This is a genomic window from Mucilaginibacter sp. 22184 (genome assembly GCF_052045695.1).
Taxonomy (GTDB): Bacteria; Bacteroidota; Bacteroidia; order Sphingobacteriales; family Sphingobacteriaceae; genus Mucilaginibacter.
The window spans coordinates 162,172-187,223 of record NZ_JBQEPI010000007.1 but is presented as its reverse complement, the minus strand read 5'-3'; the positions used below and the strand labels follow the sequence as shown (position 1 = coordinate 187,223).

Genomic DNA, 25,052 nt, shown 5'->3' with positions numbered 1-25,052 from the left:
TATGCGCAAAGCGGAGAGAGGGGTGACAAGCGCAGCGACATCGGGGTGAGTCGCTAAACTTAGGTTAGGCTAACAATTAAATAATTATTATTGCACAACATTTATGACAAAAGCCGCCAACACCTGCGATCTGAGCACCTGTTTTTTGTGCCGCAACAGCCTCAAAGACTGGCTACCGGCTATAGGCGCCCACAAACAGAACATCACCTTGAAAAAAGGGCAACAGCTGTTTAAAGAAGGCGACGATGTAACGGGCATATACTTTATGTATCAGGGCGTGGTAAAAGTCCACAAACAGTGGGACCAGGAAAAGGACCTCATCCTGCGGTTTGCCCAACAGGGCGATATTGTAGGTCATTTAGGTTTGGGCGAAACATCAACCTACCCTATATCGGCAACTGCTATTGAACCGGCAATTGTTTGCTACGTTGCTATGGATTTCTTTGAATCGTCATTAAATGTAAACAGTCAGCTTACGTACAAGCTCATGAAGTTTTTTGCCAATGAGCTGCAGGAATCGGAAAAACGAATGCGAAACCTGGCGCATATGCCGGTAAAAGAACGCATTGCACAGGCACTGCTCTCTCTCCGTAACCAGTTTGGCTTAAATACTGATGGTTATGTGGATATTGAACTCACCCGGCAGGATATCTCCTCCTACGCAAGCGTTGTGTACGAAACGTTTTTTAAAGTAACACAGGAATTTATCCAAAACAAGCTTATCACCCTCGACGGCAAAAGCTTCAAGCTCCTGAACGAGGATGCTCTGAAAGAAATGACTTTGGGGCGGAAGAGGTAGCAGCTTGTTCTGTCATCCTAAACTTGTTTCAGAATCCCTCAGGACAGATATAACTACCATCTAATTTACCCGATTTGAATATCTTAAACTCTTGTTCTGAATTTATACCTAAATTGCAGCCGGGAGGTTTTTCATTGAGCAAGTACAGCAAATTAAGGCGGTTTCATAACTTTTTTAAGTTTCAGCGCGATTTCCGGGCCAACAGTGTTCAAAAGGTCAGGAGTTATGAGGTAGTGCTGCTCTGGCTGCGAAACAATCTTTCGCACAGTCATTTCCTGATACTATCGGGTATCCTGGTGGGCTGTACGGCGGGTTTGGCTGGGGTTGTTTTAAAAATGCTGGTGCATTATATCCATTATCTAATCACCTCCAAATTCCAGTTCGAGCAACAAATCGTGTTTTATGTGGTATTTCCCCTGCTCGGTATTGTGATCACTACACTCGTAGTACTATACATTTACCGGGGCAACGACCGTAAAGGAATCCCAGCCATACTGTATGAAATAGCACAGAACTCCAGCCTGGTATCACCGGTAAAAATGTACTCCCAGATAGTGCAAAGCGCCATTACGGTGGGTTTGGGTGGTTCGGCGGGTTTAGAGAGCCCTATCGCGGTAACGGGTTCGGCCATTGGTTCCAACTTCGCCAAAACCTACAAGCTTGACTATAAAGACCGTACACTACTATTGGCCGCAGGTGCTACGGCAGGTATAGCTTCGGCATTCAATGCCCCTATAGCAGGGATGATGTTCGCCTTTGAAATATTGCTCACTGGTGTGGTTTTTACTGATTTTATTCCTTTGGTGGTAGCTGCTGTATGCGGTAGCCTGGTATCAAGGATCATTCTGAACGAGGAGGCCTTATTTCAGTTTACATCCCGCAACCCATTCAACTACAAAAATATACCGTTCTATATTGTACTGGGTATTGCCTGTGGTTTATATGCCCGTTATTTTGTGGTGATATCGCAATGGGTAGAGCACCAATTTAAACACCTCAAAAGGAGCAGGTTGCAAAAAGCCATCATTGCCGGGTTATTACTATCTATACTCTGTGTATTGTTTCCGCCTCTATTTGGTGAAGGTTATTCGACCATTAAGGTGCTAGCTACGGGTAAGATAGAGGCGGTGGTAGCAGTTAGCTTTTTTAAATACTTCACTTTTCATGAGTGGTTTATTTTGTTGTTCCTGGGCTTTATTTGCCTGTTAAAAGCCTTTGCAACCTCCATTACCATCTATGGCGGCGGTAATGGCGGTAATTTCGCGCCATCGTTATTTGCAGGCGGTACGCTGGGCTATTTTATAGCGGTAGTATGCACACAGATGGGTATCCCGAATGTGCCGGTAACCAATATGGTTATTGTAGGCATGGCCGGGGTAATGAGCGGCGTGTTGTATGCCCCTTTGACGGCCATATTCCTGATAGCGGAATCCAGTTCGGGGTATGATCTTTTTATACCGTTGATGATCGTTTCGGTGATATCGTTCCTGATTGCCAAACGTTTCTCGGCCATATCGCCCGATCTAAAGCAACTGGCCGAAGAGGGCAAAATATTTACCCGTGAACACGATCAAAACCTGCTCCTGCTATTGCATACGCTCGATCTGATCGACCATGACGTACAGGAAATCAGCATTTATGCATCATTCACAGAATTAATTGGATTGATCAGCGTAGGTAAGAAAAACTTCATCGCCGTAACCAATGAAGATCACGTACTGGAAGGTATTATCCTGCTGGATGATATCAGACCTGTGATGTTCAATAAAGAACTTTATGATGAACTAAACGTACAAAAAGTAATGGTTACCCCACCCGCTATTATTGATGCCGGAGATGATGTGCGGGAAATTGTCAGGAAATTTGATGAAACCAATACCTGGAACCTTCCGGTGGTTGATCAGCATAGATTTGTAGGCTTTATATCCAAATCAAGTGTTTTAAACCGCTACCGGCAATTGTTGAAAGAGTATTCTGGTTAAAAACTATAATCATGAGTAAATTAAGCGCGGCTTTTGGGCAATTTGATGCCTATAATCAAAAAGATCCTCACACTTTTACCTGGGAAGGCAAAAGTTATCCGCAGGAATATTTTTTGGCCATTAAACTATATGATTGGGTAAAACAATTGCAACCTGATGCCAACGAGGAATTATTATTGGCCTCCCGGAGCCAGCATATCGGTCGCTGGGAAATCCCCCGTAATACCTATCCCGATGGCCGTGAGGCTTATTTAAAATGGCGTAAAGACCTTGCCCTGCACCATGCCGAAAAATCTACCGCTATGATGGAAGATGCAGGTTATACTCCAGAGCAAATTGCCCGGGTGAGGCAGATATTATTAAAACAAAAGATTAAGGTTGATCCTGATGTGCAAACCATGGAAAACGCCCTTTGCCTGGTTTTTCTGCAGTTTCAATATGAGGATTTTCATCCTAAGTACGAAGCCGACAAGGTGATCAATATTCTCAAAAAGTCACTGCTAAAAATGGATACGCACGGGCACCAGTTTGCATTAACCCTGCCTTATTCTGATCAGGGGATGCATTATATTCAGGAGGCTTTGAAACTGATCAACAGCAACTAATCATTTCGCCGGTTCTTTTCTATCACCAAAGGAAACAGATGAATTTACAAAATTGATGGTCATACTGGTAAACTGTATAAACATATCCTGCCCTATGTTACCATAGTAATATTTGTCGCTTACCTGGGCTGTTTCCAGGCTTACCTGGGTATTGCGGAAGAGTACCGGCTTATGATCAACAGTGAAAGTGAGTTGAGGCACCTTGATAATATTCATTCGTCTTGAACCACCGGCCCCTCCCATTTGCAGGCTGTCTTTTTTGGAAATGCTATCCAGCTGGGTTTTAAACCGCTTATAAAAATTATCGCTAAATAAAGTCCCCTGTGCGCCGGTATCAAAAGTAAAAGGTAATGCCTTGCTCTGATAATCCATATATATAATGGGCTGCAACAGATCAAGCGCCAGGTTATGTGGCACAGGCCTTTTATCAGCCACTAAAGGTATATGCATAGTATCCCTGGCAATGGTTATTTCTTCCAATGCTTTAATAATGGGCAAGCCAATAATTCCGTTTATTTTATAGGCCCCGCCCGCAAAACTTAATGCGCTATCCGGAAATATCAGGAACAAGGCGTTATTGATCTGCACTTTACCAATATGTAAATGTTTGGCCATGCCTAATTTCACTTTGCTGCTCACACCGTTCATGCCACCGTCTATGCGCACTTCGGAGCTTTTAATAACATCCAGGTTCAGCTTTTGGGCATAGGTGGCGGTTATGGTTGATATATTGGCGCCGGTATCAAAAATGAACAGATAACTGCTATCCTGTTGCTGCACCGGGATATTCCACAAACCGGCCATATCTTTTTTTACCGGGATGGCTGATGAAGCTTGTTTCTGCACCTGCTGAACAGGAGTGTTTGCAAGCGCGGCCCATATCTTGTTTTCGTCCAGCTGATCGGTTAATTCACTTGGGCTAAACATGGCACGGTAATCCTTAACCAATTGTTCGGCAGCTGTATGCGCCCCTTTGTATTGACTTAGTTTAACATAATTATCATAAGCAATACGGTGCAGGTAAAACTGCAATTTACTGTCGCCTGCCCCTATTTTACCGGCAAATATTTTTTTAAGCAATACGCTTGATGTTTCGGGCTGATTAAATACGTTGGCTAAAAATGCCTGATAAAGCATCCGGTTATTTGCCGATAAATGAGAGGTGCTTAAAACCTGCTCTAATTGCGTATATTGTTTGGTATATACCAGCTCATTAAGTTGCTTTATCTGTGCTGATAAGGGCAATTCAATGGCAAACAGCATTATGGTTAAGGTTAACAGGCAGCGTATTTTCATTTCAACGGAATAAATTATTAAGATATTTAAGGCAAAGTTTTGTTACGTCATATTGTTTATAATTTCCTTAAACTTTGTAAAAAAGAATATACTTTTCACAACAAGGAGCTTTGTTTTCAAACAATTAGATTGTTTAACCCTTTATTGTTAAATTAATAAATATGCCTAAGTGGGTTAAAACATTATTAAAAATATTAGGTGGTATTATAGCATTGGTTATAATAGCCTTTATCATTGTTACTGCTTATGTGATTTACAACAAGCAAAAAGTGCTTACCATGATCACTACCGAGCTTAACAAAAACATCAATGGCACGCTTACCATCGGCGGGCTTGACCCTACCTTTTTCAAGGGATTCCCAGGTGTGTCTGTGGCGCTAAAAAATGTAACCTTAAAAGATAAACTGTGGGCCAGCCATCGCCATACACTGCTCAGCGCGAATGATATTTATGTTTCTGTAAATGCCGGCGCTTTGCTGAAGGGCACAGTCGATATCAATAAAATAGAGATCAGCAATGCCAAAATTGATCTGTTTACAGACAGTACAGGCTATAGTAATACTGCCGTTTTTAAAAGCAAGAGCCCTGAAAATACGCCAAAAACCAAGGATAAGAGCAACTCATCAACCCAAATAAAACGCTTTGAATTAAACAACGTTACCTTTGTTGTCGACGACCGGAAGGCTTATAAATTATTCCAGTTTGAAGTGCAGGATATTGATGGCAGAATGGATTATCCTGCTACAGGCTGGAGGGCTCACCTTCAACTAAAAACGCTGGTAAAAAGTTTCTCGTTCAATACCAGAAAAGGGAGTTTCATGAAAGACAAGCTGCTTAATGGGCCTTTTGATATCGGCTATGAAAACAAAAGCAAACTGATCACCGTTGCTCCTAACAAATTGGATATTGGCGATGATACCTTCACTATTGGTGCACAATTTAACCTGGCTCAAAAATCCACAGACTTTACCATAAATATAGCTAACGATAATATCCTTTGGAGAAGTGCATCAAACCTGTTAGCGGCCAATATTACTAAAAGCCTCCGGATGTTTGATCTGGACAAACCAATCGCCGTAAAGTGCGACTTAAAAGGTAGTTTTAACGGAGGCGGAGATCCTTTGATCTTTGTTACCTGTAAGGTAAAAGATAATACATTAACTACTCCGGGCGGCAATATAAATAATTGCAGTTTTAATGGGGTATTTAGCAATAATTATATCAACGGCAAAGGGTTGGGCGATGAAAATTCGGTTATTAAGCTTTATCATTTCAATGGCGATTACAAGGGTTTGCCTTTTACAGTTGATACCGCTTTTATTAATAACCTGAATACGCCGGTAGCCACCGGTATATTCCGGTCAAAATTTGACGTGGAAAAACTTAATCCCGTTATTGGCGAGCAGAGCCTTAAGTTTACAAAAGGTACCGCCGATATTACCATGGCTTACAAAGCCGACCTGGTAAATTACGAGTTAAACAAACCTGTGCTGGACGGTGTAGTTAACATCAAAAATGCTGATGTTAGTTATTTACCGCGTAACCTTCATTTTAAAAATACGGGTATAGCACTGAGATTTTATAAGAACGATTTGTATATGAATAATATCCGCTTGCAAACGGGTAATAGTGTGGTAAATATGCAAGGAAAGGTGAGTAATTTTTTAAATCTGTACTACACAGCCCCTGAGAAAATACTGATCGTATGGCAAATAACAAGTCCGCAGTTACATATAGCCGAATTTTTAGGCTTTTTGAATGCCCGCCAAAGCGAAGCGCCGGCTAAAACAAAAAATACCAAAATAAATTTGAACAACAAACTCAACACCGCATTTGACAAAGGCAGGGCCGAATTGCATCTGCGTGTTGCCAAAGTTTATTATAAAAAGTTTTTAGCTACCGATGCCACTGCCGATCTGTTGCTGGATAATAATATTATAAAAGTTCAAAATGTTAGCGTTAAAAACGCGGGCGGGTCGTTAAAACTGGCCGGCAACCTGGTACAAAATGGCAAGGTGAATAACTTTTTGCTTAACACGCAGGTTGATAATGTAAATGTAAGCAACTTTTTTGAATCGTTTAATGATTTTGGCCTGAAGAGCTTTTCATCAAAAAACCTTAGAGGATTTTTATCGGCGCAGGCTCATCTTACAGGCGGGATCAATAATGATGGTAATCTGGTACCACGATCATTAAAGGGAACAGCCACCATCGATCTGCAAAAAGGGGCCTTGATTAATTTTAGCCCGATAACAAGTGTAGGGAAATTCGCGTTCCCTTTCCGCGATCTGAAGAATATCACCTTTTCAAACCTGAAGGGTAAGTTTGATATTGACGGCGATAAGATCAACATCAGTCCTATGCAAATCAACTCGAGTGTGCTCAACATGGATGTAGCCGGCGTATATTCCCTTTCAAAAGGTACCAATATAGCGCTTGATATACCATTGCGTAATCCTAAAAAAGATACCGCTATAGTTGATCAAACTGAACGAAATAAAAAACGCATGAAGGGTATTGTTTTACATATATTAGCTACAGACGGCGACGACGGCAAGATTAAAATAAAATGGAACAAGAACAGAGCGAAAAAAGAAGAGACCAGCGCCGAAATAACCAACTAAATTAAAAAAAGGCTATAATAAACCGTTATTACATCCTTGCGTCATGTAATTTTGACACAATAATAGCATTTAATTGAGTATCTTTGTGCATCCATTTAAGAGATCATACATTTGATTAAACATTTATTGGTTACTAACACCACGCTTCGTACTGCAATAACAGCATTAGCCAACCCTCGTAACTATCCCGGGTATAGTAAAATTTACGGAAGCAAAGTTTAATTTAATTTATTTTTTAATACCGCCCGGTTAAAGCTAACCGGACAAAAATCTTATCGGACTGTTTATTAGCTTGAAAAAAATCTATTCAAAAAAATGAGACAACTTAAAATATCCCAATCCATTACCAACCGCGAGTCTCAGTCGCTTGAAAAGTATCTGCATGAAATAGGCAAGGTAGATTTAATTAGTGCGCAGGAAGAAGTGATCCTGGCACAAAAGATCCGTGAGGGCGACCAGGCCGCATTAGAAAGGTTAACCAAAACTAACCTTCGTTTTGTGGTGTCAGTAGCAAAACAGTATCAAAATCAAGGCCTTACTTTGGGCGACCTTATCAACGAAGGAAACTTAGGCCTGATTAAAGCAGCCAGACGTTTTGATGAAACCAAAGGTTTTAAATTCATTTCATATGCCGTATGGTGGATCCGCCAGTCGATATTATCGGCAGTTGCAGAGCAATCACGTATTGTGCGCTTACCTTTAAACCAAATTGGTTCATTAAGCAAAATACATAAAGCAGCTTCAAAACTAGAGCAAGAGTTTGAAAGACAGCCTACACCAGAGGAATTGGCTGATGACCTGGAAATATCTGTTGATAAAATAGCCGACTCCCTGAGTAATGCAGGCCGCCAGATATCTATGGATGCTCCGTTTATCCAGGGCGAAGAAAACACTTTGCTTGACGTACTGCAAAGTACCGATGCGGCAACTGATACCGAACTGATGATGGACTCACTATCACAAGAGATCAAACGTTCATTAAGCATCCTTGCCGAACGCGACCGCGAGGTGATCATCTTATTCTTCGGTTTAGGTGGCTACGCTCCGCATTCTTTGGAAGAAATAGGCGAGAAATTTAACCTGACCCGCGAACGTGTACGCCAGTTAAAGGATAAAGCTTTGATGCGTTTGCGTCATAATTCCAAATCAAATCTTTTACAATCGTATTTGAACTAATATTGCGGGCGCACAGCGCCCAAATTTTATAAAAAAGGCTGATGGTTTTACCATCGGCCTTTTTTGTTTCTATTTCTCCTTCCTTGTATGTCATCCTTCGCTATCGCTCAAAATGACAAATAGGCAAGAAAAATCCAAGCATAAAAAAAGCACCCACACAATGTGCAGATGCTTGTACGATTTTATAATGATAGTTATTAACCTACTTTTACATTTACCGCATTTAAGCCTTTTTTACCTTGCTCTACATCGTAGGTAACACTGTCGTTTTCACGGATAGTGTCAATAAGGCCTGAGGCATGTACAAAAACTTCGGCACCACCATTACTTGGTGTAATAAATCCAAAACCTTTGCTTTCGTTGAAAAATTTTACTGTTCCTTGCATTATATTTTTATTTAATTAAGTAAAGATACGGTTAATAATTAACAATTAATTATAAATAAGCCAATTAAGTTTTAATACTTTATATTAACCTGATAAACGCTTCCTGAAAAAGCATCTGCCAGCAGCTAAATATAACCTTAAAACAGGCGATTCCGATCAATACTTAGTGTAATAATAACACAGTAAATTTTCCTTTAATATTTATCTGTTTTTTACAAATCCGGATAAAACTATGCTTAGTATCACCTCTGTTATCGCAATCTTAACCTTTGATACGCTTAAAGATCTATTTTGATATGGCGCTTTACAACCTCTGTTAATTGAGTAAGGTCAAAAGGTTTTTGAATGTAGCCATCCGCTTCGCCTGCTTTGGCAATTTCCTTTAAGTTATTTACCGCCGAAATAAGTATTACCGGGATATGACTGGTTGCAGGATCATTCTTCAAAGCTTTGCTCAGTTGCTGCCCGCTCAGGTCGCTTGTCCAGTCGGTAAGCCAGTTATCAAGCAATATCAGATCGGGCTCCAGCTCGCTAACTTTTTTTAATATCCTGGCATTATCCGAGGCAATTACCTCGTAGCCTGCTTCCTCCAGCACATATACAATGGTATCCCTGATGTCTTTATCATCCTCTATTACAAAAATTTTTTTGGCCATAGATGCTTTGCTTAAAGCAGGAGCAATTAATTATAATTAATAATTAAACCACATCCTGCCTTAAATATAAACACATGATGTGCTACCTTTTGTTTTGGAAAAGAGGGATTTATAGCAAAATAATTTTGATCTTTTAGCTATGGTAGCAAATACGGCATCGAGGCTCATAGCTTTCCTGTTCGCCAAGGAGTATTTTGGCTTCGTCTGGAACCAAACGATATGAATAAAGCGCCGGATTACCACATCTCACACAAACAGCATGTAATTTGGTAACCGACTCGGCAATGGCCATAATAGCTGGCATTGGACCAAACGGGCGGCCCTTAAAATCCATATCCAAACCTGCAACTATTACACGAATGCCTTTGTTAGCCAATATGTTACAAACTTCGGGCAGTTCATCATCAAAAAACTGGGCTTCGTCAATACCTACAACATGTGCATCGCTACTGAGTAACAATATGGCCGAAGCGCTATCAACCGGGGTTGAAGGTATAGAATTAGCATTGTGTGAAACCAGGGCATCTTCAACAAAACGGGTATCGGCTTTAGGGCTAAATATCTCTACTCTTAGCTTCGCGATACGAGCACGGTTAAGCCTTCTGATGAGCTCTTCTGTTTTACCAGAAAACATAGATCCGCAGATCAGTTCAATACTTCCGCCTAATTCACTTTTACGTTTAAAAATTTCCTCGTTAAATACCATTCTGACTATTGTGGAGGGCAAATATCAGAATTTAATCCTATTTTTGATAAGCATTTTTCTAAGATTAAAGCCATGAAGCAACTGGATGTATTTAAAAAGATAGGTGGAATTTTAAAAGAGCTTAATGACCAATATAATTACCTTGAAGCCGAAAGCAGCGAACTGAACGAATTGGAATTGGAGCTGTTTGTTGCTAACGCCCATTTTTTAAAAGATCATGCCGAAATATTACGCCGGTTGCATGAGCGTGCCAACCCGGTTCTGCCGGTACCTGTTGCCGAAAAACCCGAACCGGTAATAGAAATAAGTAAGCCTATTCCATTGCCTCTGCCTCCTCCGGCACCTATTGAAAAAAAGCCGGAGCCAGTAACCGAGCCCCGCTATTTTGAACCCGTTGTACAACAAAAACCTGTTGCCGAAACCAAACTGGAGTTAAGCCAGGATATTCCAGCAATACCTGTTCAGCCACCGTATAACCCTGTTCAAAACGAGCCGGAGCCTGAACCTGTACAGGAAGAACAGCAGTCTGCTCCAACCATTGATCTGAAGGTCGAAAGTACGGGTGATACCTATTCATTTGAGCGCCATGAACAAGAGCCGGTAAAAGAAGAATTGGAGCTTGAACAAGCTGCAGAATGGGAAGATGAAGAAGATCATTTTGAACAGGAAGAGCTTACCGAACAACTACCTCCGGCAGAGGCAGATACTCAACCAGTTGCCGAACAGGGGCTCACCGTAACCGATACGGAACAGACTCCAGATCACGCCAATAACGGCAAAGCCGTAACCGACGATAAAGTACTGACTATTAACCAAAAAATATCGGCATTAAAAGCCGAAAAAGATAAAGTAGCAGCAACCACGTCACCTGCGGCTGTTTTACCTATTACCGATCTGAAATCGGCCATTAACCTGAATGATAAATTACTTTATATCAAAGACTTGTTTAATGGTTACAGCCTGGCCTACAGCGAAGCTATTGAAATAGCCAACCGCTTTAATTCATTTGATGAAGCGGAGCGCTTTTTGAAAACCAACTATGTTGTAAAAAACAACTGGGAAAGCAAACCCGCTACTGCCGAAAAATTTTATGCTCTGCTCAAACGAAGATACCCAACAGGCTAAAGGCTAAAGGCTAAAGGCTAAAGGCTAAAGGCTAAAGGCTAAAGGCTAAAGGCTAAAGGCTAAAGGCTAAAACAAAAGCGAGGGCATGCCCTCGCTTTTGTTGTTTTATAAGAAACCCGTCATTGCGAGCGATAGCGTGGCAATCCCTAACTATACAGAGCGGCTCTGCTAAGCGGGGATTGCCACGTCGTTCCTCCTCGCAATGACGCGTTTTTTCAGTATCAAGCTTTTCGCTTTAAGCCTTCAGCTCTTAGCTTAAGCTATAATTCAATTTTTTATGGCTGCCTTGTTCTACCACTACGCCTTTGTCCAGCACAATGATATTATCGGCATTATTTAAGGTGCTTGAACGGTGTGTGATTACAATTACCGTTTTTTGTTCTTCCTTTAACATTTCAATCATCTTTTGCACGTATTTTTCAGATACCGAATCAAGCGAAGAGGTCGCCTCATCCAGTATCAGGATCTCGGGGTTACGGTATAGTGCCCGTGCTATCGCGATGCGTTGCCTTTGACCACCAGACAGCGATGTACCGTTTTCGCCCAGGTAAGTTTGGAAGCCTTTTGGTAAAGATTCTATAAAGCCGGTTATGCCCAGCCTGGCCGATATGTCGATGATCCTTTTCATATCCGGCTCATTATCGCCAACCGCAATATTATCAATAACATTGCCCGCAAACAGGTCTATTTGCTGCGGTACCACTGATATCATTTGACGAAGAGACGAATTGCTGATATATTTAAGATCATACTCACCAATGCGCACATTACCACTTTGTATAGGATATATGTTTTGCAATATCGACATCAATGTCGATTTACCGGAACCGCTTTCGCCTACAATGGCAGTAAATTTACCTTTTGGTAAAATCAGGTTCAGGTTATCAAAAACAGCCACCCTGGTTCCGTAACGGAAGGACACGTTTTCAAAACGGATATCACCAATTTTATCCGGACTAAGCTCAATCTGATTCTCATCATTTTCGCGCTCCAGATCCATGATCTCAAACAACCTGTCGGCAGCAATCACAGCATCCTGTACGGTTCTGTTCATCCCTATCAATGATGATACCGGACCAGTAAAATAGCCTATCAGGGTATAAAACGATAAAAGCTCGCCCGGGGTTATATTATTATCCATTACATAACCGGCACCAACCCAAAGCAAGGCTATAGTGAGTAAACGGGATATCAGCTCGGAAGAAGTACCTGAAAAAACTGAGTTCAGGTTTGATTTCATACCAACTTTCAGCAGTTTAACAAAACGTACTTCAGTCTTTTCATTTGCATGGTCTTCTAACCCAAAGCGCTTAATAGTACCAACCGAGTTTAAGCTCTCTACCAGTTGCGATTCCAGCTCCGCGGCATCCTCCATCAATTTACGCTGCGCCTTTTTATTAAGTTTATCCGTGATGTAATAAATAGCCAGATATAAAGGAATAACGCTAAGCATGATGAGTGCCAGTTTCCAGTAATAGGTAAACATCATGATGAACGAAAACACCACAATAAATATGTTCACCAGGAAATTAATGCTCACATCATTTAAAAACGTACGGATTTTTACCGCGTCATTAATACGGGAAATAATCTCGCCCACGCGCATGGTATCGAAAAACTGCTGCGGCAATCTGAGCAAATGTTTATAATACCCTAAAATGAGCTTGGCATCAATCATTTGCCCCGTTTTTAAGGTAAATATGGTTTTGGCTGTACCTATAAAAAGCTGCAATGCCAAAATGATAACCATACCAATACCCATAATATTGAGCAAATTCCGGTTACCATCAACCAATACAAAGTCGACCAGTTTTTGTACGAAAACAGAGGTTGATAAACCCAAAATGGTATAAATAACCGCACCAAACAAAGCCTGTATCAGAATGCTCTTATGTGGTTTAATCAGGTTCCAGAAGCGGCCGTTTACGGATTTCTTTTCGTTACCTGTTTCAAACTCTTCTGATGGCAACAACAATACCAGTGCTCCAGACCATTCTTTTTTAAATTCATCATGACTTCTGCGGCTTAGCTGCCCGTCAATGGGGTCCATTACCTCAACGTACTTGTCGGTAACCTTATATATCACCACATAGTGATGCAAAATTTCTTTTACTACCAAATGGGCAATTGCAGGTTTGGGTATTTTAAATAAGCTTTCAAAAGGTCCTTTTACGCCTTTGGCCTCAAATCCCAACTTCTGGGCGGCCTCAACCATACCCAGTACATTGGTTCCTTTTTTATCGGTACCGGCAAGCTGCCTGATACGGGCAACCGCGAGGTCGAGTTTGTAATGTGAAGAGACAGAAGCTAAACAAGCTGCCCCGCAATCCGTTATATCCCGCTGTTTTATTTTAATGCTCATTACTCTCTGGTTTAGCTGCCAATATTAGGATTTACCCAATCATCAACCTTATCATATAATAATTGATACAGGCTCCGTTTGGTTACACTAAAACGGGCTGTAAAATTCATCCCCTTTTTCAGGTATCCTTTATAGCCGTTCTTTAGTGTGAGGTAATTTTTATCAAGGGTACACTTTACCTTAAATACGGGTTGATTTTGATTAATGATGATGATATCATCAGAAATATCTACTACTTTACCAGTTGCCAGGCCCCATTGATTATAATTAAAGGCATCTACCTGGAAACGTACCTGCTGCCCTTTTTTAATCAACCCAATATCTGAAGGTTTGATATAACAAAATGCAGTTAAATTGGCATCGGGTGATATTTCACCAATTTTTTGATTAGCAAATACATACGCGCCATTTTGCACACCCGATATATTTTGAACTGAGCCGCTTATTGGAGCCCTCAGCATATATTGTCTTTTTTGTTCGTTTATCTCAGCTTCCTGTCCGTTTAACTGACGAAGTTCATTCCTGAACCCATTGGCTTCCGTTTGCCATTGTGTTTTATATTTAGCCAGCACCATTAAATAGGCCGATTTGGCCTGCTCATACTCAAACTTATATTTTTCATACTCAGATTCGGTGAGTACCTTGTTTTTATATAGTTCGTTATAGCGGTTAAATGTACTTGCTGATTGTTGTTTGGCTATGGCCGAATTTTCCAGTTCCTGTGAAAACTGTTGCCATGAGGCATTATATTGCCCGGTTTGCAAATTAGGGGTACTTGTTCTCCCGCTGTTAACACCAGCCAATAGTTCATTAATATCTCCCAGAAACTGCCCTATTTGCCTTTTACGATTGTCGGCCAAGGCGCCTTGTTGTTTCTGAACCGAGGCGTCTATCACTAAAATGGTATCGCCGCGGGTAATTTTTTGATTGTCGGTAAGTTTAAGTTTTGTGAGCCGTCCATTAACCGGAATAGTTAACTCGGCTTTTTCGATAGATGATTGTAAAAGCCCGTTACCCTTTATACTGATAGGGGTTTTAATAAATGGAAGCACTGCAAAAGTTACTATTATCGCTATTACCGTAACTAAGTAGATGAGCTGGGTTTTCCTGCTGATCTGTGAACGGTAAACGATAGAGGTTTCAGCAATTGTTTCTGTAGAATAGGTAGATAATGCCATGCTCTTGTTAACATATTAAAATAGTCATTATCCTGAAAAATTCACGACAATGACTACTCCATGTTTTTATAAACCTTGAACCAATTTAACAACAGCGTCTAAAATAGAGCCTAAAGCTGTAAAAACGGCGCCAAGCAGATCGCCTAAGCCGTATCCACCGTTAACATTGATCATTTCTTTAGCATCCATTTCCTGAACACCAAGTTCTTTTAATTCTAAATTTTTCATAATTGTGAGTGTTTATTTGTTTTTTGTTTACGAGAATTAGCTTAATTAAGTTGGCTTTGTTAATACAAAATAGCCGCGCTCTTAAGTATTTAAGAGCAACGGCTATTCTGTATTTTTTACAATTGCCCCTGAAGTAATTGAAACAGCGAACCCAATGTTTTAGTAAGGAGTGAGCCAGTATCAGTTAATACACCTGCTAAAAATTTCAAAACAGGCTCAAGGTTAAGGCTAATTGAAATGTCGCCTAAGCCACCGCCATTAACTTTTGTCATTTCAGCAGTGTTCATTTCCTGAACACCCAACTCTTTTAATTCTAGATTTTTCATGATTGTATTTTTGTATATTAATCCCTTACTCTGTTAAGGCTTTTCAGGATACGCCTTAATCGGCAGAAGCCGGTATATCACGTCATAAAGCTATTTTGTAGCTTTTCTTTTATTAACTTTAAATTCCTGTAAGCTCTTAAACTTCGCTAAGGAGACCTGACACAGAATGTAAAAGCCCCACAAGTACAAGTGAAAGCCCCGGAAGTAGCGGACCAAGGGTACCACCTATAATAATAGCCAGGTTATCTACAAGGGTAGCAACACCACCCAGAATAGCGCCACCATTAACGATAGTCATTTCAGCAGTATTCATCTCCTGAACACCGAGTTCTTTTAATTCCATATTTTTCATAATTGTAGTCTTAAACATTCTCCTTACTCTGTTATGGCTTTTCAGGATTCGCCGTTTATATAAAATTCAGGGATACTTTTAGCTTACGGGTGAAGCAACCCTTTAAGGGTAGTAAAAAAGGTTTTAAAGTCCTGAATGATTCCATCAAGATTTACATTTTTCTGAAGGCCGTCCACAAGTGCTTGAACAGCATCGATGATACCTCCAATTACACTGCCGCCATTTACATCAGCCATTTCGGCAACATTCATTTCCTGAACTCCAAGTTCTTTTAACTCTAAATTTTTCATAAGGGTAGTTTAAAAAATTTTCCCTACTCTGTTCATGGCTTTTCGGGATCCGCCATTTATGTGAATTTGAGGAATAGGATTTGTAACGTGCGATAGGAATAAATAGCCGTTAACCCAATTTGGGCAACGGCTATTTTAAAAGTTTTTATTATAATGCGCCAAGAATAGCACCTACAATCTTAACTTGAGTAGTAACAAATGATACAACTTCAGTTACTGTTTTGTTAAGTTGAGCAAAAAGCGGACCCAGGTCAATGCTGATACCTAATAAACCACCATTAACGTTAGTCATTTCAGCAGCATTCATTTCTTGAACGCCAAGTTCTTTTAATTCTAAATTTTTCATAATAGTATTTTTTGTTCAATAACCCCTTACTCTGTTAGGGCTTTTCAGGATTCGCCCGTTTGGCCGGCCAATAATGGCAATGCCATAAATTAATTAGAATCGCAACCAATAAAACAGGCCGTGTTAAACGCCCTATTTAAGTACGGATTGTGAAATTGTTTTTGGGAAATAGTTAAATAAACTAATTAACTTTTAACGAAGCTTAAAAGCGAATTTACAGTGTAACCAACAAACTGAACTGTGTTGTTTACTAAAATGCTTACGCCACCCAAAGCCACAAATAAAGTGTTAACTAACAGATCGCTTAATGGACCGCCACCGTTTACTTTAGTCATTTCTGCAGTGTTCATTTCTTGAACACCAAGTTCTTTTAATTCTAAATTTTTCATAATAGTGTTACTTATTGTTTTGTCCCCCTACTCTATTTATAGGCTTTTCAGGATACGCCTCCGTTTGGCCAAACGCTTAAAACAAATATAATATATAACAATAAATACTTGAATGAGCTCCTAATTGGAGGTAAGGCTTCAGAAAGAAAAAAAGGCCTAAAAACCGGATAAAACACAATAAAAACCTGCTTTTTAGACCAAAAACACACTTTTACGAATTCATATTCAATTCATTCATTTTACTCTGCAAGAGTTCCAGTACCGATTTCGGGGGGCTATTTAATAAATAAAAGTCAAAATACGGGCTAAGTAATGAATTCTTAAGAAAAGTAATCTATAATTAACACAATTGTTACTAACTCAACTATTTAATTAAAAGATAAATAATTTGCCTATTATGATTTTAAATATTTAACCATTCAGCAACTAATATTTAACATATCAATATTAAATAAATTAATATTAGTATAACAATGTTTTAATAAACCAAATTATAAGCCCTGCATAATCAGCACTTTGACACCGCAGCTTCCGGGTAAATTAAACGATCCCCATTCGGTTGGAATCGAGCTTAACAAGGATGAAGAGCAGGATGGTAAAACTAAGTAAGGAAGAACCGCCATAACTGATAAATGGCAGGGGTATGCCAATTACCGGTACCACACCAATGGTCATGCCAATATTGATAACCACGTGAAAAAACAATACCGACGCCACCCCATATCCGTATATCCGGGAAAAAGGGGATCGTTGCCTTTCGGCCAGGTAAATCACCCGTAATATTAAAAACAGATACAGTCCAAGCACAACAACAGACCCTGCAAAACCCCATTCTTCGCCTATGGTGCAAAAAATAAAGTCGGTGCTTTGCTCTGGTACAAAGGAGTATTTGGTTTGCGTGCCGTGCAAATAACCTTTGCCCCATAGCTTGCCCGATCCGATGGCTATTTTTGACTGATTTACGTTATAGCCTTTACCCTTTAAATCGGTAGTAATGCCCAATAATATATTGATACGTTCGGTTTGGTGAGGCTTTAAAACGTGGGAGTAAATAAATTTAACACTAAAAATAAAAGCCACACATATAGCCAATCCTACCAGCATGGTAAAAATAAGCTTACGCTGCCGTTTGAATAAAAATATGATCAGCGCGGTTAATAACACCAATACCAGAATAACATACAGTGGATTATACAAAAGGGTAACCACAAAAAGCGTAATGAGTAAACCGCTAACCACTAAAAAATATGGGGATAAACCCTCGCGATAAAGCACAAATATCAACGAACAAAAAACCAGGGTTGATCCGGTATCTGGCTGCAGCATAATCAGCAACATCGGGAAACCAATAATAGCTGCTGCTATCAGGAATGATCTGAGTTCAGTAACTTTAATATTAACCGAGCTCAGATAACGGGCCAATAGCAAACATGTGGAAAATTTGGCAAACTCCGAGGGTTGCAGCCTAAACCCTCCTCCCATATTTATCCAGGCCTGGTTACCGCCAACGTTTCGCCCTATTACCAGTACGAGTATTAACAGCAGCACCGTTATGCCATAAAATGCGGGTGCCAGCGCGGTTAAAAACCTGCTCTCCAGCAATAATATAACAATAGCCACCACAATGGATACGTTGATATAAATGAACTGCTTACCATAATTGGTTGACGCATCAATAATACTCGGGTGCTTTTCATCAAATACAGCGGCATGAATATTAAACCAGCCAATGGTACACAGGGCCAGGTATAACAGTACGGTTAGCCAATCTACATTGAAAAAAAAGCTGCGCTGGTTATTCACACTCATATTATTTACCAGCCCTCCTAGCTGCTAAAAGGGCGCTTAAACCACTTTGTTTATTATTGTTAGCTGTTTTAAGCTGAGCCGCTTTTTTTATCGAATCTGCTTTAACCTTCCTGATCGAGTCGGCCCTTACACTCCGGATACTATCCCTTCTGCGTTCTTTTAATCTTTCGGGCAAATAGATATTCAGATCGGGCAACAAGTTGGCATTGATATAATAATCAGGCGTAATACCCGAAGGCCGTTGCGATATTGACTTTTTTAAATATTGTTCCACAATAAAACTGGCAATAGGTGCTGCCCATGTACCACCCTGCCCGGCATTTTCAACCACTACGGCTATAGCTATTTTAGGGTTATCCCGTGGAGCAAAAGCCACAAATACGGAATTATCCTTACCGGTTCTATTTTGAGCCGTACCGGTTTTTCCGCACATGATGATACCAGGTATTTTTGCCCCTTTGGCCGTTCCGTAATCAACCACACTTTCCATACCATCAATAACCGGTTTAAAATACTGTGAATCTACACCTACATAATTCTTCACATTGTATTCGTGTTTGATCACCTGCTTATCACCAATAGCTTTTATCAAATGTGGCTTATAATAAAAACCACGATTGGCTATAGTAGCTTCGATATTGGCTAACTGTAAGGGAGTGGCTAATAACTCGCCCTGCCCTATGCCTAATGAAATAACCGTACTTGAACGCCAGCCGCCTTTGTGATATACTTTATCATAATACGATGCTCTGGGCAGGTTTCCCCGGCCTTCGTTTGGCATATCGAGGCCTAATTTGGTACCTAAACCAAATTTGGCTACATTACCTCGCCAATAGTTAAATGATGTATCAGTCTTTTTGGCGCCATTACGGTTTATCAACTTCTCAAAAACCATATCAAAGTAGCCATTACATGACTCTGCTACGGCTTTACTTAAATTAACCGCCCCATGTACCTCGCCATGAAAACAAGGTATCCTTCTGTTACCCGCTATATAATACCCGGGGCAGTAATACATAGTTTCGGGGGTAATTACCCCCTCCTGTATGGCAATAAGCGCGCTCAAAGGCTTAAATGACGATCCAGGAGGATAATAAGCCTGTATAGGTCGGATAAAAAACGGATTGTAAGGATCATTGTATAACTTAGATGCATTATTACCACGCTCCCGGCCAACCATCAGGTTGGGATCATAGGTAGGACTACTTACATAACACAATATTTCGCCACTTGAGGGTTCAATTGCTACAATACTACCCAGTTTATTTTTCATCAGCTTTTCGCCCAGCTTTTGCAGGTTGATATCCAATGATGAAGTAAGCCGTTCGCCGGGACGGGCCAAAGTATCGAAGGCTCCATTAGCAAAAGAGCCTTTGGGAATGCCCCGCGAATCAACCATTTGTATTTTTACGCCACGCTGTCCCCGCAAAATCTGCTCATAGGATTTTTCCACACCGGTAACACCAATGTAGTCGCCTGGACGATAATAACCATTGGAGCGCATAATATCACGATCCTGCACCTCGCCAATAAAACCTAAAAACTGAGCGGCGGTTGAGTCGGGATAGGTTCTTACCGTACGCGGCTGCACATAAAAGCCCGGAAATTCGGTTAACTTTTCCTGAAACGAAGCGTACAGTTCAAAAGGAAGCTGCTTTTCAAATATCGATTCTTTATTGGGGGAATATTTAATGGCTTTGAGTAAACGTTTATCGAAACCTTCTTTATCAATACCTATCAATTTACAAAACTCCAGGGTATCAAAAGGCTTTACTTCTTTAGGATTAACGGTAATATCATAAATTGGCACATTTTGAACCAGTATTTTACCATTACGATCAAGTATAGGACCGCGCGATGGATACTGGATCTGTATACGCCGTACGTTACTGTTGGCATATAAGGTATAACGGTCATCAACTATTTGGATATAGTAAAGCCTCCCCAAAAGAGTGATCATAATTACCAGAAAAATACCCGTTATAACGTATCGACGCTCAAAAAACTTATTCATTTACGTTCTTTCTTTCTGAAAAATAGCAGTCCTGAAATAAGCATTAAAAATACAGTAAATATTGAACTCAATACAACACGGCTTAGTGTATATTGGATTTCAGAAAAACTAAATACCTCTAAATTCAGCAGAAAAAAATGATGAAAAAGAGTGAGCACCAGGGCATAAGTAAAAAACCACCGAAACCCCATAATACTCAATGTGGGCTCGGGTTCATTATCAAATCCATCTTTTTGTACCGTGATACTGATAAACAGGATACGTACCAAAGCCAGCACCACACACGCGGCTGCATGCAGACCGGGGGTGTCGTAAAAAGCATCGATGGTTAACCCTAATAAAAACGAAAGTACGAACAGCAATATATTTGGTACCTCAAATGGAAGCAGCAAAATAAACAGAATGTACAGGTATGGGGTTGACAGGTTGTAAAAGGTAATATTCTTGAGCAGAAAAACCTGCATAAAAACCAGTATCAGAAACCGTATGACATTGACTAAAATAGCTCTACTCATTTTTCTTCTGTCCGGCCTCCAGTCCCGTTTGCTCCTGTGCAAATTTATTATTTACCACGTAAACATATTCCAGTTTACTAAAATCAACCGCAAGGGTTACATCCACATTAAGCAATAGTCCGCCACCCTTGGCGTGCAAGTTGCTTATTTTACCAAACGGAATACCGGTAGGAAAAAGTGAATAACCCGAAGTAACTACCTGCTCACCTAATTTGGGTTGCGCATCGTTCTGGATATCTGTTAACAATCCCTTTTTAGGATCAAGATCAGCACCCCATATAAATGAACCGATCTCCTTGTTATTAGCCAGCATGGCGCTAAAGCGGGTATTTTTATTCAATACCGATTGTACTATAGCCAAATGCTCCGACACATCTACCACCATTCCCACTACGCCCGATCCGCAAATAACACCCATGTCTTTGGCTATCCCCTCTTTGCTCCCGCGGTTAATGGTAATATAGTTGCTGCGCTTGTTGGTGGAGTTATTAACCACCCTGGCTACAATATAAGTATATTGCTGTTTGTAGGTGGTATCAACCACTTTATGTTTTTCAACCGTATCAACATACAATGCCGATTTAAGCATCCCCCGCAACTGGGCGTTTTCGCGGGCAAGGCTGTCATTCACCTCTTTTAACGATAAATACCCATAAAACTGGCTAACCTGGGTGTATAATGTACCAGTAACTTTATTGGTTGAATTGATGAAGGTGGCTTTCTGAAAAGAGTTATATTTTACATAAATAAGCAACGAGCTTATCTCAAAAATCAGGAATAGAAAAAACGCGTTATACTTAGTGATAAAAATCAAGAGGTTACGCATCGGGTAGTGAGTTGTGAGTAATGAGTGGTGAGTGGTTGGAAAGTTTGATTAACTACTGCCCATTTACTACTCACCACTCACCAAATTATTGCATTAAAAATTTAAAGTTTCCTATGTTTTTAAGAGCGGTTCCGGTTCCGCGTACTACGGCACGCAGCGGATCTTCGGCAACGTGAACCGGTAGTTTTGTTTTGGCTGCCACACGCTTATCTAAACCACGCAATAAAGCACCACCACCTGTTAAATAAATACCGGTTTGATAAATATCGGCCGATAGTTCTGGCGGGGTAATTTCCAATGCCTTCAATATAGCTTCCTCTATTTTAGAGATAGATTTATCCAAACAGTGCGCAATCTCGGTATAGGATACCATGATCTGCTTTGGAACACCGGTCATCAGGTCGCGGCCCTGAACAGCAAAATCACTTGGCGGATCGGCCAGTTCCGGCAACGCGGCACCAACTTCTATTTTGATCTTCTCGGCGGTACGGTCACCGATCATGATATTATGCTGACGGCGGATGTATTGTACAATATCTGAGTCAAAGTTATCACCCGCTACGCGGATAGACTGATCACAAACGATACCTGATAAGGCGATAACCGCGATTTCGGTAGTACCACCACCAATATCAATGATCATGTTGCCCATCGGCTCTTCCACGTCGATACCGATACCCACGGCGGCAGCCATAGGCTCATGTATCAGGTAAACCTCTTTGGCACCGGCAATCTCGGCCGAGTCGCGCACGGCACGTTTCTCTACCTCAGTAATACCCGATGGAATACAGATCACCATACGCAGTGAAGGAAAAAACCAGCCCTTGCCCTGGTTGATCATTTTGATCATGCCGCGTATCATATGCTCGGCAGCGTTAAAGTCGGCAATTACACCATCCTTCAGCGGGCGCACCGTGCGGATGTTATCATGTGTTTTACCTTCCATTTGCATGGCCTGCCTGCCAATGGCAATTACTTTATTGGTTGTTCTGTCGAACGCCACGATAGAAGGTTCGTCAACAACAACTTTGTCGTTATGTATAATGAGGGTATTCGCGGTACCCAAATCGATAGCTATTTCTTGTGTAAAAAAGTTAAATAAACCCATCTGTTGCTTCTTTCAAATAATCTGTAAAGTTTATAAAAATACGCTTAAAAAAATCACATAGTTGCAATTAAGAGCGTATAAATTTCATATTTATTGTTTGGACAGGTCGGTTATGTTAAATTATGTTAATCGGGCTTTCGGGATCTCAAAATCCTTTCCCATTTCCAATCTTCCACACTTCATCAAACCCAATAAGCCCGTTTAATTTAAAATTTTAGTGTTTAAAATGACGAACGCCGGTAGTCACCATCGAAATGTTTTTTTCATTACACATTTCAACAGAAAGCTTGTCATTTATTGATCCACCGGGTTGCAATATAGCAGTTATTCCGGCTTCTGCAGCCAGCTCGGCGCAATCCGGGAACGGGAAAAACGCATCAGATGCCATTACCGCGCCATGCAGATCGAACCCAAAACTTTCGGCTTTGATAACCGCCTGTTTCAAAGAATCAACCCTGGAGGTTTGACCAACACCGCTGGCCATCAGCTGACCGTTTTTGGCAAACACAATAGTATTTGATTTGGTATGTTTTACCACTTTATTGGCAAAGAACAGATCGTGCAATTCATGCTCGGTAGGTTTTCTGTTGGTAACCGGGGTCATTTGGGCCGGGCCTTCAATAACCGCGTCTTTATCCTGCTCAATAACACCGTTCAACAAAGTTTTGAACTGTTTGGTTGGCAGGGCCACCGGCTGACGAACCAGGATGATCCGGTTCTTTTTGCTTTGTAATATCCGTACAGCTTCATCGGTATAGGCCGGGGCTATCAGTACTTCGTAGAAAATGTTGCTAATCTCTGTAGCGGTATCCGCGTCGATCTCATCGTTAGCGATAATAACACCGCCGAAAGCCGAAACCGGATCACAGGCCAGCGCATCGATCCAGGCTTCTTTTATCGAAGAGCGGGAAGCGATACCACAAGCGTTGGTATGTTTTAATATAGCCACTGTTGGCTCGGTAAACTCATCAATAAGGGCTACAGCAGCATCCACATCAACCAGGTTGTTGTAGGATAGCTCTTTGCCATGCAATTTGGTGAACATGGCATCCAGGTCGCCATAAAATACACCACCCTGGTGCGGGTTTTCGCCGTAACGTAAAACCTGGCTGCTTTGTATGCTTTGTTTAAATACCGGCAGCGGTTCTTCCTGGTTAAAATACTGGAAGATAGCACTATCGTAATGTGATGATATATTGAATGCTTTTTGTGCAAATGACCGGCGCTGATCAAGCGTGGTTGCACCGCCTTGTGTTTTCAGAATTTCTTCAAGCGTGCCGTAATCATTTTTAGATGCTACGATCACTACATCTTTAAAATTTTTAGCAGCAGCACGGATCAGGGAAATACCACCAATGTCAATCTTTTCGATCACATCTTCCTGGGCTGCGCCAGATTTTACGGTTTCTTCAAAAGGGTAAAGATCAACAATGACCAGGTCGATCTCCGGAATTTCATATTGGGCCAGTTGCTGTTCATCGCCGTCAAAACTTCTTCGGGCCAAGATGCCACCAAACACTTTGGGATGCAGTGTTTTAACACGTCCGCCTAAGATAGATGGGTACGATGTAAGGTCCTCCACAGGCACTACATTAACACCCAGGTTACGGATAAAAGTTTCGGTTCCGCCGGTTGAATATATCTCGACACCAAGGCGGTTTAACTCCAGGATAATGGGCTCTAAATTATCTTTGTAGTAAACAGAAATTAAAGCGTTTTTTATTTGAACAGACTGGCTCATGCACACGTAATTTTTTGAGCCGCAAAGGTAGTGATATTTAGTTAATTGATTAAGTTTTTCTGTAGGAAAAACAGTTCATAGTTAATGGTTCATAGATCATAGCCAAAGATGTTATTATTCAACTGGTTTAAATTACCTCTATGAACTATGGTCTACAAAACAAAAAATACTGACCATGAACCATGATCTATGAACCATCAACTACTAACTATG

The 25,052-nt window shown here is 40.8% G+C and carries 24 protein-coding genes; 6 read left to right on the top strand and 18 right to left on the bottom strand.

Annotated elements, in window-relative coordinates; all coding sequences use genetic code 11:
- Positions 1–103: 103 nt before the first annotated feature.
- The 3 genes from ACTJKG_RS16795 (at position 104) to ACTJKG_RS16785 (ending at position 3,386) form a co-directional block, all read left to right on the top strand.
- The gene (locus tag ACTJKG_RS16795) at positions 104–799 is read left to right on the top strand and encodes a Crp/Fnr family transcriptional regulator (protein WP_172336968.1); all 696 of its coding nucleotides are present in this window, start codon (positions 104–106) and stop codon (positions 797–799) included.
- A gap of 74 nt (positions 800–873) precedes the next feature.
- Complete coding sequence (locus tag ACTJKG_RS16790) at positions 874–2,781, top strand: chloride channel protein (RefSeq protein ID WP_440739866.1); 1,908 nt, start codon at positions 874–876, stop codon at positions 2,779–2,781.
- An 11-nt stretch (positions 2,782–2,792) separates the two neighbouring features.
- On the top strand, positions 2,793–3,386 hold the full coding sequence (locus ACTJKG_RS16785; RefSeq protein ID WP_172336967.1) for a DUF4202 domain-containing protein: 594 nt from the start codon (positions 2,793–2,795) through the stop codon (positions 3,384–3,386).
- On the opposite strand, the gene ACTJKG_RS16780 is transcribed toward ACTJKG_RS16785, so the two are convergent.
- Complete coding sequence (locus ACTJKG_RS16780) at positions 3,387–4,682, bottom strand: pepsin/retropepsin-like aspartic protease family protein (RefSeq protein ID WP_172336966.1); 1,296 nt, start codon at positions 4,680–4,682, stop codon at positions 3,387–3,389.
- Between the two features lie 161 nt (positions 4,683–4,843).
- Here ACTJKG_RS16780 and ACTJKG_RS16775 point away from each other — a divergent pair, with 161 nt between their 5' ends.
- Together ACTJKG_RS16775 and ACTJKG_RS16770 are read left to right on the top strand one after the other, a co-directional pair.
- The gene (locus tag ACTJKG_RS16775; protein WP_172336965.1) at positions 4,844–7,306 is read left to right on the top strand and encodes an AsmA family protein; all 2,463 of its coding nucleotides are present in this window, start codon (positions 4,844–4,846) and stop codon (positions 7,304–7,306) included.
- Positions 7,307–7,621: 315 nt separating this feature from the next.
- A complete protein-coding gene (locus ACTJKG_RS16770; protein ID WP_172336964.1) occupies positions 7,622–8,482 on the top strand; it encodes a sigma-70 family RNA polymerase sigma factor in 861 nt (286 codons plus the stop codon).
- Between the two features lie 197 nt (positions 8,483–8,679).
- Here the strand turns inward: ACTJKG_RS16770 and ACTJKG_RS16765 are convergent, their stop codons facing one another.
- From ACTJKG_RS16765 to ACTJKG_RS16755, 3 genes are all read right to left on the bottom strand, one after another.
- On the bottom strand, positions 8,680–8,871 hold the full coding sequence (locus tag ACTJKG_RS16765; protein ID WP_076378023.1) for a cold-shock protein: 192 nt from the start codon (positions 8,869–8,871) through the stop codon (positions 8,680–8,682).
- 275 nt (positions 8,872–9,146) lie between these two features.
- On the bottom strand, positions 9,147–9,524 hold the full coding sequence (locus ACTJKG_RS16760) for a response regulator (protein WP_172336963.1): 378 nt from the start codon (positions 9,522–9,524) through the stop codon (positions 9,147–9,149).
- A gap of 133 nt (positions 9,525–9,657) precedes the next feature.
- Positions 9,658–10,230, bottom strand: coding sequence for a thymidine kinase (locus ACTJKG_RS16755; protein WP_172336962.1), 573 nt, complete (start codon positions 10,228–10,230; stop codon positions 9,658–9,660).
- A gap of 72 nt (positions 10,231–10,302) precedes the next feature.
- On the opposite strand from ACTJKG_RS16755, the gene ACTJKG_RS16750 reads away from it, so the two are divergent.
- A complete protein-coding gene (locus ACTJKG_RS16750; RefSeq protein WP_440739865.1) occupies positions 10,303–11,355 on the top strand; it encodes a hypothetical protein in 1,053 nt (350 codons plus the stop codon).
- 250 nt (positions 11,356–11,605) lie between these two features.
- Here ACTJKG_RS16750 and ACTJKG_RS16745 read toward each other — a convergent pair whose 3' ends face one another.
- The 14 genes from ACTJKG_RS16745 to purH all read right to left on the bottom strand — a co-directional run bounded on the left by ACTJKG_RS16745 (position 11,606) and on the right by purH (position 24,839).
- Positions 11,606–13,717: a peptidase domain-containing ABC transporter gene (locus ACTJKG_RS16745; RefSeq protein ID WP_172336960.1), complete on the bottom strand. Its 2,112-nt coding sequence runs from the start codon at positions 13,715–13,717 to the stop codon at positions 11,606–11,608.
- An 11-nt stretch (positions 13,718–13,728) separates the two neighbouring features.
- Positions 13,729–14,895 (bottom strand): HlyD family secretion protein, encoded by a 1,167-nt coding sequence (locus tag ACTJKG_RS16740; protein WP_172336959.1) that lies wholly within the window; start codon positions 14,893–14,895, stop codon positions 13,729–13,731.
- A gap of 66 nt (positions 14,896–14,961) precedes the next feature.
- The gene (locus tag ACTJKG_RS16735) at positions 14,962–15,123 is read right to left on the bottom strand and encodes a hypothetical protein (protein ID WP_172336958.1); all 162 of its coding nucleotides are present in this window, start codon (positions 15,121–15,123) and stop codon (positions 14,962–14,964) included.
- Positions 15,124–15,239: 116 nt separating this feature from the next.
- Complete coding sequence (locus tag ACTJKG_RS16730; RefSeq protein ID WP_172336957.1) at positions 15,240–15,449, bottom strand: hypothetical protein; 210 nt, start codon at positions 15,447–15,449, stop codon at positions 15,240–15,242.
- 136 nt (positions 15,450–15,585) lie between these two features.
- A complete protein-coding gene (locus ACTJKG_RS16725; RefSeq protein WP_172336956.1) occupies positions 15,586–15,801 on the bottom strand; it encodes a hypothetical protein in 216 nt (71 codons plus the stop codon).
- 83 nt (positions 15,802–15,884) lie between these two features.
- On the bottom strand, positions 15,885–16,091 hold the full coding sequence (locus ACTJKG_RS16720; protein WP_172336928.1) for a hypothetical protein: 207 nt from the start codon (positions 16,089–16,091) through the stop codon (positions 15,885–15,887).
- Between the two features lie 148 nt (positions 16,092–16,239).
- Positions 16,240–16,437, bottom strand: a complete 198-nt coding sequence (locus ACTJKG_RS16715; RefSeq protein ID WP_172336955.1) for a hypothetical protein — start codon at positions 16,435–16,437, stop codon at positions 16,240–16,242.
- 185 nt (positions 16,438–16,622) lie between these two features.
- Positions 16,623–16,826, bottom strand: a complete 204-nt coding sequence (locus ACTJKG_RS16710) for a hypothetical protein (RefSeq protein ID WP_440739864.1) — start codon at positions 16,824–16,826, stop codon at positions 16,623–16,625.
- A 540-nt stretch (positions 16,827–17,366) separates the two neighbouring features.
- A complete protein-coding gene (gene rodA, locus ACTJKG_RS16705; RefSeq protein ID WP_371742471.1) occupies positions 17,367–18,629 on the bottom strand; it encodes a rod shape-determining protein RodA in 1,263 nt (420 codons plus the stop codon).
- Positions 18,630–18,636: 7 nt separating this feature from the next.
- The gene (gene mrdA, locus ACTJKG_RS16700) at positions 18,637–20,649 is read right to left on the bottom strand and encodes a penicillin-binding protein 2 (RefSeq protein WP_172336952.1); all 2,013 of its coding nucleotides are present in this window, start codon (positions 20,647–20,649) and stop codon (positions 18,637–18,639) included.
- The gene (locus tag ACTJKG_RS16695) at positions 20,646–21,164 is read right to left on the bottom strand and encodes a rod shape-determining protein MreD (RefSeq protein WP_172336951.1); all 519 of its coding nucleotides are present in this window, start codon (positions 21,162–21,164) and stop codon (positions 20,646–20,648) included. Before ACTJKG_RS16695 ends, mrdA begins: the two co-directional genes overlap by 4 nt.
- Complete coding sequence (gene mreC / locus ACTJKG_RS16690; protein WP_440739863.1) at positions 21,157–21,990, bottom strand: rod shape-determining protein MreC; 834 nt, start codon at positions 21,988–21,990, stop codon at positions 21,157–21,159. The genes ACTJKG_RS16695 and mreC overlap by 8 nt, the downstream gene beginning before the upstream one ends.
- Before the next feature lie 85 nt (positions 21,991–22,075).
- Positions 22,076–23,098 (bottom strand): rod shape-determining protein, encoded by a 1,023-nt coding sequence (locus ACTJKG_RS16685; protein WP_076378059.1) that lies wholly within the window; start codon positions 23,096–23,098, stop codon positions 22,076–22,078.
- Positions 23,099–23,312: 214 nt separating this feature from the next.
- Positions 23,313–24,839, bottom strand: a complete 1,527-nt coding sequence (purH, locus tag ACTJKG_RS16680; protein WP_440739862.1) for a bifunctional phosphoribosylaminoimidazolecarboxamide formyltransferase/IMP cyclohydrolase — start codon at positions 24,837–24,839, stop codon at positions 23,313–23,315.
- Between the last annotated feature and the right edge of the window lie 213 nt (positions 24,840–25,052).